This window comes from Pseudomonas sp. Root329, from assembly GCF_001424925.1.
In the GTDB taxonomy this organism is placed as follows: Bacteria; Pseudomonadota; Gammaproteobacteria; order Pseudomonadales; family Pseudomonadaceae; genus Aquipseudomonas; species Aquipseudomonas arabinosi.
In genome coordinates this window covers 152,045-161,760 of the sequence record NZ_LMCV01000051.1, presented here as the reverse complement: position 1 = coordinate 161,760, position 9,716 = coordinate 152,045, and the positions used below count along the sequence as shown (strand labels likewise).

Here is a 9,716-nt window from a genome sequence, read left to right as displayed (position 1 = left end):
AAAGCGTTTTGCTTCCTTTTGGGCGTCTGCAAAAGGGAGTCGCTGTAAAAGCGAAACCGCCAGCAGCCATCACCGCAGAAACGGATATGTACCCCAACAACCCCAAGTGAACAGCATCACGGTCTATCAACGAGCGCTTTCCGGCTTATAACCCAATCGCAAACCACCCCAATGCCGGCCCTTGAGCATGATCGGCACCGAGAGGTCGTGCATCAGTTCACCGGTGTCGCGGGTGTAGGTTTGCAGCAGTACGGCCTGCTGATGGCTGCCACAGCGGATCCCGGTGCGATCGGCAAATTTGCGTTTGGTGCGGTTCTGCAAGGTATCGACCTGCGCATCACCGGTCAGGGGTTGGCTAAAGACCTTGTTGTGGGTCGGCACATAGCCCTGCTGCGTACAGGCAATGGCAAACACCAGGCCTTCATGACGCGGCAACAAGGGTTCCTGGATCGCCGGCAACACCTGATCGGCGTAGCGATCGAAGCGAGTCTGGTATTTCGCCGGGCTGGTGTTAGGAATGGTTTGGTAATTGCGATCAAACAAATCATCGAGGCTGACGCGGCCCTCGTCGATATCCGCTTCAAAGCGCGCCGCGATCTGACTCGCGCCTTCGCGGGCCAGGTCATAGATCCGCTGGTGATAGTCATCCAGCCCGACTTCGGCGAGGCGTTCGCTGATGGTTTCGGCCTGACCTTCCATTTGCACGGCAGCCTGGGCCAGGCGCTGGGTTTGTTGGTCGCTGATCGCCAGGTCGCTGCGCATCTGTTCGATGGCGTGAAACAGGCTATCGAGTTGTTCGCGGTTGGTGTCGGCGCCCCTGGCGATTTCCCCGACCTGGCTTTCGACGCCGGCAGCCAGACGCGCAATGTTCTCCAGATGCTGACCGGTGTGCTCGACCTGCTCGACTCCGATGTCGAGGTCGCTGGACAGTTGACGGATCTGCTCCACCACTTGCGCGGTGCGTTGCTGAATATCAGCGACCATTTCCCCGACTTCGCCGGTGGCCGTCGCCGTGCGCGCGGCCAGACCGCGAACCTCATCGGCCACCACCGCAAATCCGCGACCATGCTCCCCGGCCCGCGCCGCCTCAATCGCCGCGTTCAATGCCAGCAGATTGGTCTGGCTGGCGATGGACTGGATCACCAGAGTGACCCGTTGGATATCATCACTGCGCAGGCTCAGGGCTTCGATCAGTTCACGGCTGTTACTGGCGCGCTGACTGAGTTGATGCATACGGGCGATGGACTCGATCAGCTCCGTACGTCCTGCCGCGCTGCTGCGATGTGCCTCGCTGGCCGCACTGAGCGCTTCCCGGCTGAGTGTCGAGGTGGCTTGTTCGGTCGCGATCATCACTTCGGCGTTGCTGACAATCTGCGCCGCGGCACCGAGCTGCGATTGCAGTTTGTCGGCCAGTTGCTTGACCGAAAAGGCCACACCGGCGGCAGACAACGCGTTATGACTGGTGGTGTAGGAAAGATCGCGAGTCAACTCGGCAATCGCGCTGGCGCTGTCGACGGGGGGTGCCTCAGGGATGGCGCGCGTGCGCAAGCGAGGTAGCCAGATCACCAGCACCGCCAATGGCAGGCCAAGGTAAAGCGACCAGCCGCCCAGCGTCATGCCGCACAACAAGAGCATCAGGGCGATGCTTTGCAGAGTCGGCGTCAGCCAAAGGTTTTTCGGCAAAAGTACGGGTGCAGACACTGCTGCAACCACAGATCCGTCACGCGTCATCTTCGTCATCCCCCGAGTCATTCTAATTGTTGTATCGGCATTAAACGCCACTACAAGGCCATTATCTATGGTCCATTAGTAGTGGGCCTTGCAGCAGATCAATAGAAGTGCGCGGGTTTTTCGCAGACGAAAAAAAGCATCGCGGGCAAGCCTTGCTCCTACAGGAGTGAGGCTTGCCCGCGATGCGGGGCGTTACGAAATCAGGCCTGACGCTGGTGCTTGTCGATCTGTTCGTGACGCTCTTGAGCTTCGATGCAGTACTTGGTGGTCGGGCTGATCAGCAGGCGCTTCAGGCCAATGGCCTCGCCGCTGTCGTCGCACCAGCCAAAGCTGTCTTCCTTGATGCGTTCCAGAGCCTGTTCCAACTGAGGCAGCATGCGTTGGTCGCGATCGATCGCGTTTACCAGCCAGGTGCGCTCTTCTTCAACAGAAGCAGCGTCGGCCGGATCGGCCGGGGTGTCCAGGCTTTCGATGGCGATGCGGTTCTGTTCGATGCGCTCATGGGTTTCGACTTTCATGTTCTGCAACAGCTCAGAGAAAAAAGCATGTTGCTCGGCATTCATGTAGTCATCCGCCGGCATGGCCAGCAACTTGTCCTTTGTCATTGATATCTCTATAAAAAAACGTGCATTAAGGCGAATTAGGGAGCGTTCCGGCGGACCTGGGTTGGCCATCGGAACGGCGCCGTGTAATTCCAAGCGCCACCCGGCACTCAATTTACGAGGGGCGGCAGTCTAAGGCCGACTTGAGGCCTCAGCAACTGAAAAGACAGCGAATTTGTCCGACAAAGCCCTGAAAGTGCTCTATGGCAGTCTTTGCGGTGGTTATCGGAGTGCGTTTATAGCAAGAAATTCAATCGAGCGGCTGTATATAGAAGACAAACGGCTGCGCCACGCGGGTCAGGCGTGGCGCATTGGCTGCTTTATCTGAGGCTCAGCGCTTGAGTTTGCGCTTGTTGCGGTACTGATCGATGACCACTGCGACCACGATGATCAGGCCTTTGATGATGTCCTGAATGTAGGCATCGACGCCGACAAAGGTGAAACCGCTGGCCATGACCCCGAGGATCAGTGCGCCGATGACCGTGCCGGTGATGCGCCCTACTCCGCCGGCCAGGCTGGTGCCGCCGATCACGGCCGCGGCAATCGCGTCCAGCTCATAAGACATGCCCATCCCGGCCTGCCCGGTCGCGGCCCGTGCCGACGCCACCACACCCGCCAGGCCTGCCAGCAACCCGGCGATGCTGTAGACGATCACCAGATGCCGCTTGACGTTGATCCCCGAGGTACGCGCCGCCTGCATGTTGCCGCCGATGGCGTAGGTGTACTTGCCGTACTTGGTGTAACGCAGGGCGATGTGAAAGATCACCGCGACCACCAGGAAAATGATCACCGGCATCGCGCCGTGTCCGATCGCCGTGTAGGAATCCGAGAGCATGCTCACCGGTTGGCCTTCGGTGTAGTAACGCGCGAGGCCACGAGCCGAAACCATCATGCCGAGGGTGGCAATGAACGGCGGGATACCGGTAATGGCAATGATGCTGCCGTTGATCGCCCCCGCCAGCAGTCCGACCCCGAGCCCGGCAATCACCGGGATCCACACCGGCAAGTCAGTCAGCGACGGGAACACCGCCCGGGCGAAGTCCGACGTCTGGGCCAGACTCGCAGCGATCATCGCCGACAGCGCCAGCACCGAGCCGGAGGACAGGTCGATACCGGTGGTGATGATGACCTGGGTCACGCCGATCGCCAGCAGACCGATAATCGACACCTGCAGAATCATCAGCACCAGACGCTGGGAGTTCATCAGGAAGCTCTGGTCGCGCACGATCCAGCCAAACACTTCAAAGACCAGGCCGATGCCAATCAGCACCAGGAAAATACTCAACTCGGTCGGAAAGCGCCGGCGACTCTTGACCGGTGCCGTTGCTGGCTTGTTTTCCAGTATCGCGTTCATAAACACTCACCCTTCTATCGCGTCGCCGACGCTGGCCACAACCAGCGCCGGCATCCATTAGTGAACCGCGGACATGCCCGAGGCCAATTGCATCACTCGTTCCTGGGTCGCTTCACTGCGGTCGAGGGTGCCCATCAGGTCGCCCTCGTGCATGACCATCACCCGGTCGCTCATGCCGAGCACTTCCGGCAGCTCCGAGGAAATCATGATCACCGCCATGCCTTCGCTGGCGAGGTAGGAAATGAGCCGGTAGATCTCGGCCTTGGCGCCGACGTCGATACCGCGGGTCGGCTCGTCGAGAATCAGGATCCGTGGATTGGTCATCAGCCAGCGCGCCAGCAAGGCTTTCTGCTGATTACCGCCGGACAAGGTGTCGATGCACTGCTCCAGCGACGGGGTTTTGACCCGCAGCTTCTTGCACATGTCTTCGCACAAGGCGCGCAGGGCTTTTTGCTGGATGAAACCGTGGCCGGCGTAATGCGGCAACACTGCCATTTCCATGTTCTCCAGCACCGACAGGCACGGGAACAGGCCGCTGAGCTTGCGATCCTCGGTCAGTAGCGCGAAGCCCTTCTCGATCGCCATGTGCGGATCGCTGATGCGCACCACTTCGCCGTCGAGACGAATTTCGCCACCGTCGCTTGGGGTAATGCCGAAAATCGCTTCGGCGACGTTGGTCCGTCCCGAGCCCATCAACCCGGCGATGCCGAGGATCTCGCCAGCGTGCAGGTCGAAGGAAACATCCTTGAAAATGCCGTCCAGCTTAAGGTCACGCACCGACAGCAGCAGATCGCCGATCGGCTGTTCACGCACCGGGAACAACTGGCTCAGTTCGCGGCCGACCATCATCGAAATCAGGCTGTCGCCGTCCATGCTGTCGGCCCGTTGCAAGCCGATGTAGGCGCCGTCACGGAACACCGCCACTTCATCGGCGATGCTGAACACTTCGTTCATTTTGTGGGTGATGTAGATGATGCCTTTGCCCTGACTCTTGAGGTCGGCAATGATCGAGAACAGATGCGCAACTTCCTTGTCGGTGATGGCCGAGGTCGGCTCATCCATGATCAGGATGTCGGAATCGTAGGACACGGCTTTGGCGATCTCGACCATCTGCCGTTCGGCGATGCTCAGGTTGCCGACCTGCTCTTCCGGATCGAGGTTGATCCGCAGGCGTTCCAGCAGTTTCGCCGTGCAGCGATGCATTTCACGGTGGTCGATCATGTGGAAACCGTTGAGCTGCTCACGGCCGATCCAGATGTTCTCGGCGATGCTCATGTGCGGCATCAGATTGAGTTCCTGGTGGATCATCGCGATCCCGGCCTGGAGCGCAGCCAATGGCGTTTCGAAAACCACCGGTTTGCCCCTCAGACGCAGTTCACCGGCGTCCGGCTGGTAGATGCCGGCAATGATTTTCATCAGGGTGGATTTGCCCGCACCGTTTTCGCCCATCAAGGCCAGCACGGAACCAGGGCGTACCCGAAGCTGCACATCGGACAAGGCCACCACACCGGGAAATCCCTTGCTGACGTTGATGATCTCCAGCAGGTACGGCTCATCGACAGGTGTTGCAGCTGGCTGGATACCCACCAACGGGGTGCTCGAAGCAGTCGCTGAAGCGAACATGATCAGGTACTCCATCAGCAAGGTCGCGGTCGCAACCTTGCGTGTTTATTGTTGTTATTGAACGGACGGGCTATTTGAACGTGTCGACGTTTTGCGGGGTGATCAAGCGGTATGGCACCCACACGGCCTGTTCAACCGGCTCGTTCTTGGCCATTTTCACAGCGGTGTCGATCGAACCGTCGGCCTGACCCTTGGCGTCCTGGAACACCGAGACCGTCATGTTGCCTTTCTTGATCGCGTTCAAGCCGTCCGGCGTACCGTCGACACCGGCAATCAGTACGCTGCCCTTGTTGACGCCGGCCTGTTGCAAGGCCATCGCGGCACCAATGGCCATTTCGTCGTTATTGGACACCACCGCGTCAAACTTGCGGCCCTGAGTCAGCCAGTCGTTGACCAGGGTCATGCCCTTGTCCCGCGACCAGATGCCGGTCTGCTCTTGCTCGATCTTGATGTTCGGGTATTTGGCCAGAACGTCTTTGACGCCCTTGGTGCGGTTGGTGGTGGAGTTGTTCGCGAGGTCGCCCAGCAGAATCACGATGTCGCCCTTGCCGCCCATTTTGTCGGCCAGGTACTGCATCTGCATTTCACCGGCCTCCAGATCGTTGGAGGCGACAGTGACCACGCCTTTGGGCAGCTTCAGGTCATCGGGGCGGCGGTTGACGTAGACCAGCGGGATACCGGCCTTGACGGCGGCTTCAGTGATTTTACGGGTGGCGGCAGTGTCAACCGGGTTGACCACGATGGCATCGACCTTCTGGCTGATGAAATTTTCGACCTGGCTCAACTGCTTGACCACGTCGCTGCGGGCGTCTTCGAATTGCAGCTGCACGCCCTCGGGATAGGACTTGGCTTTCTTGTCCATGGATTCGCGCAGGTAGGTCAGCCAGGTGTCATCGAATTGGGACATGCTGACGCCGATCTTCATATCGGCGAGCGCCGCACCACTGGCGAACATCAGGGACAAGGCAAGTGAGGCGAAGCGGATCTTGGTCTTCATGAAAAGTCTTTCTCCACATTCTTGTTGGTTTTATGGATGAGGCGTGACGATTTCAGTAAGCAGGCAAGCGGGAAAAGGGTTGAAACAGGTTGCGAGGCAGGTCGCTGAAAATGACTTTATTAGAAAATAATTTCTATATCAACTCATTTTAGAATTTTATTCTGATTTTATTCCATGGCTCTTGAACGGGCTCAATTCCACCACTTGATGCCGCTCGGCGCTCAGTCGTGCAGCGTCTAGCACGCGGGTGGTCGCCAGTGCATCACGGGCTTCCACAGGCAGTGGGCCACCGCTCTGCAACGCGGCTTGCAGCTGTAAATAGAACTGATTCCAGCAACCGCGCTCGGAGGGAACCCGCTCGCGCACCTCACCCTGTTCGAACCAGCCCCAGCGGCGATGCTCTTCAACGCCCCAGCGTTCACCTTCGGATTTTGGCGAGAGCCCGGCGAGTGCCGATGCTTCTTGCCCGTCCAGGCCATCGACGCTGTAACAGCCTTGGGTGCCGGTCACCCGAAAGCGCGGGCCGGGGGTGTTTTGCAGGCAACTGCCGCCCAGGTGTGAGGTGACGCCACTGGCATGGGTCAGGGCCATAAAGAAGCCGTTATCGAAGACCTGGCCTTTTTCCAGGTAATCCAGTTCGGCGTAGACCCGTGTCACCGGACCGAACAACAGCAACGCCTGATCCACCAGGTGGCTACCGAGATCGCGCAGGAAGCCACCGCCACTGCCGTTGTTCACCGCCTGTGGTGAGTAACGCTCGATCCGCGATTCGAAACGGGTGACCTGGCCCAACGCACCGGATTCGATGAGTTTGCGCACGGTCAGGAAGTCCGAGTCCCAGCGACGGTTCTGATAGACGCTGAGCTGCACGCCCTGGCGCTCGGCCATGGTGATCAGGGTCTGGGCTTGCTGCGCGTCAGCGGCGAACGGTTTGTCGCTGACCACCGCCACCCCGTGTTCGATGCCATCGAGCACCAGCGCCGGACGGCCCTTGAGCGGCGTGGACACCACCAGTACATCGATCCCGGCCTCCACCAGTTGGCCGATGCTGTCAAACGCTGGCACCCCGGTGTGCTCGGCCGCCAGCAATTGTCGGCGTTCCGGCGAACGGGTGACCACACCCACGAACGTCGCCGCCGGCAAACTGCTGATCAGCGGAGCATGGAAAAACCGGCCGCCATGGCCGTAACCGACAAGTCCGATACGCATGAAAACATTCTCCTTATAGTTAATTACCGGATGTACACGGACCTTGTGGGAGCGGGCTTGCTCGCGAAGGCAATATGTCAGGCGACATCAATGTTGAATGTGCCGCCGTCTTCGCGAGCAAGCCCGCTCCCACAGGTTTTGCGTACACAGGTCAGCGGCGCAGTTCGCGGGTCACGCGTTCAAGCATCATCCGGTTGGACTCATCCGGCCGGTCTTCCCAGGCAAACACCGAGACCGTGGCGATGCCGTCGAACTGAATCTCGCGCAAGGTGCCGAAAAACGCATCCCAATCGACCTCACCCTGACCGATGTCCAAATGCTGGTGCACGGTGGCGACGACACCCGGCGGGTTGACGATGTAGCGCAACCCCGAAGAAGCCTTGTGGTTGTAGGTGTCGGCGATGATCAGGTGGCTGAGCTTCGACCCGGCATACTTGAGCATCGAGGCGATATCGCCTTTGCCGTCGTCATAGAAGAAGGTGTGCGGGGCCGCGTAAAGGTAGTTGATCCATTCGCGATCCAGACCGCGAATGATGTCCACCGATTCGTTGTTGCGCTCGCAAAAGTCGTACGGGTGGGCCTGGATATCCAGCTTGATGCCTTCGCGTTCGAACTCCGGGATCAGCTCGTCCATGGAGCGCATGAACTGGTTCTCGCAGACCAGCGGGTTGTCTGACTGACCAGTGAACTCGGTGTTGACCAGTTCGCAGTCCATCTCTACGGCAATCTGGATCGCCCGTTTCCAGTTGCGTACGGCGGCAACTCGCAGGCCTTCGTCGGCAGCGGCCCAGTGGTACATCGGTAACAAGGAAGAGAGCTTGACCCCGGTGTCGCTCAGGGCTTTGCGAAACTCCTTGATCCGCGCCTTGTCGACCCGCGGAGCTTTGTAGAACGGCAGGAAATCTTCCCGGGGCGAGAGTTCGATGTGTTCATAACCGAGCTCGGCGACCTTATCGACCATCTTGCCCAGGGACAGGGTGCGGTACATGTAGGGGTCTAGTGCGATGCGCATGTTCTTATTCTCCTGACCAAGGCCTCAGCCTTGACACAACCCCCTGTGGGAGCGGCGGTGCGACGATTCGACTTGCTCGCGAAAGCGGTGGGTCAGACGACATCAATGTTGACTGTTCTGACGCCTTCGCGAGCAAGCCCGCTCCCACATTGGATCGGGGTTAGCCGTAGAAGTGTGGGCGGTCTGGCAGGCTGACTTTGACGATCTGGCCGCTGTTCTGTGCTTCGATGCACGCGTCTGCCGCGACGGCAGCGGCGAAGCCATCCCACGCCGAAGGCCCACCGACCTGCCCGGCCCGCACACCATCGATGAACGCCTGCAACTCGACGTCGTACGCCGCGATGAACCGATCCTTCCAGTCCATCAGAATCGCGTTGGACAACTTCGCCCCGCTGCGCAACTGAACCTGCGACGGCTCCGGCAGTTTGGCGATGCCGGTCTCCCCCACCACTTCGCACTGGATGTCGTAGCCGTATTGGCAGTTAACGAACACTTCCACATCGATGCGTGTGCCTTTGGCGGTTTCCAGCAGCACGATCTGCGGGTCTTTCAAATGGGCGAGGGCCTTGCTGCTCTTGCGCGGGAACACCACTTGCACCGACACGTAATCGTCATCGAGCAACCAGCGCAACACATCCAGCTCATGGATCAGGGTGTCGGTGATCGCCATGTCGGTCTTGTAGTTTTCACCCACGGTCGGGTTGCGGTGCGCGCAGTGCAACATCAACGGCTCGCCGATCTGGCCGCTGTCGATCACTGCTTTCAGTGCCCGATAGCCTTCGTCATACGGGCGCATGAAACCGACCTGGACCAAGCGTTTGCCGTGGGCCACTTCGGCCTCGACGATTTTGCGGCAGCCTTCAGCGGTGACCGCCAGCGGCTTCTCGCAGAACACCGGCTTACCCGCCGCAATCGCCGCCAGCACGAACTCTTCGTGGCTCGGCCCCCAGGAGGTAACGAGAATCGCCTCGACTTCCGGCGCCTTGATCAGCGCGTGGCCGTCGGGATAGACCTCGGCGGTCAGTTTCAAGTCAGAAACGACCTTCGCGGCTTGCTGCAAGTTGATGTCGGTTACAGCAATTACCTGGCTATTGAGCAAGGTCTGGCTGCAACGACGGATATGGTCCTGGCCGATGGCCCCGGTGCCGATGACGCCGACCCGCAGTGAATTAGAGAGCAAAGACATGA

General features: G+C 59.4%; 8 protein-coding genes. All 8 read right to left on the bottom strand.

The window, feature by feature from the left end:
- Window positions 1-126 precede the first annotated feature (126 nt).
- The gene (locus ASC74_RS30605) at window positions 127-1,731 is read right to left on the bottom strand and encodes a methyl-accepting chemotaxis protein (RefSeq protein ID WP_056746729.1); all 1,605 of its coding nucleotides are present in this window, start codon (window positions 1,729-1,731) and stop codon (window positions 127-129) included.
- A gap of 200 nt (window positions 1,732-1,931) precedes the next feature.
- On the bottom strand, window positions 1,932-2,336 hold the full coding sequence (locus ASC74_RS30600; RefSeq protein ID WP_007907888.1) for a TraR/DksA family transcriptional regulator: 405 nt from the start codon (window positions 2,334-2,336) through the stop codon (window positions 1,932-1,934).
- 328 nt (window positions 2,337-2,664) lie between these two features.
- Window positions 2,665-3,687: an ABC transporter permease gene (locus ASC74_RS30595; RefSeq protein ID WP_008153855.1), complete on the bottom strand. Its 1,023-nt coding sequence runs from the start codon at window positions 3,685-3,687 to the stop codon at window positions 2,665-2,667.
- A gap of 57 nt (window positions 3,688-3,744) precedes the next feature.
- A complete protein-coding gene (locus ASC74_RS30590; protein ID WP_046049565.1) occupies window positions 3,745-5,310 on the bottom strand; it encodes a sugar ABC transporter ATP-binding protein in 1,566 nt (521 codons plus the stop codon).
- A 70-nt stretch (window positions 5,311-5,380) separates the two neighbouring features.
- Window positions 5,381-6,307, bottom strand: a complete 927-nt coding sequence (locus tag ASC74_RS30585) for a sugar ABC transporter substrate-binding protein (RefSeq protein WP_056746725.1) — start codon at window positions 6,305-6,307, stop codon at window positions 5,381-5,383.
- Between the two features lie 156 nt (window positions 6,308-6,463).
- Window positions 6,464-7,516 (bottom strand): Gfo/Idh/MocA family protein, encoded by a 1,053-nt coding sequence (locus ASC74_RS30580; RefSeq protein WP_056746722.1) that lies wholly within the window; start codon window positions 7,514-7,516, stop codon window positions 6,464-6,466.
- A gap of 151 nt (window positions 7,517-7,667) precedes the next feature.
- Window positions 7,668-8,528 carry a sugar phosphate isomerase/epimerase family protein gene (locus ASC74_RS30575; protein ID WP_046049568.1) on the bottom strand — a complete coding sequence of 287 codons (861 nt, stop codon included), beginning with the start codon at window positions 8,526-8,528 and terminating at the stop codon, window positions 7,668-7,670.
- 160 nt (window positions 8,529-8,688) lie between these two features.
- Entirely contained in the window at window positions 8,689-9,714 is a 1,026-nt protein-coding gene (locus tag ASC74_RS30570) for a Gfo/Idh/MocA family protein (RefSeq protein ID WP_056746720.1), read from the bottom strand.
- Between the last annotated feature and the right edge of the window lie 2 nt (window positions 9,715-9,716).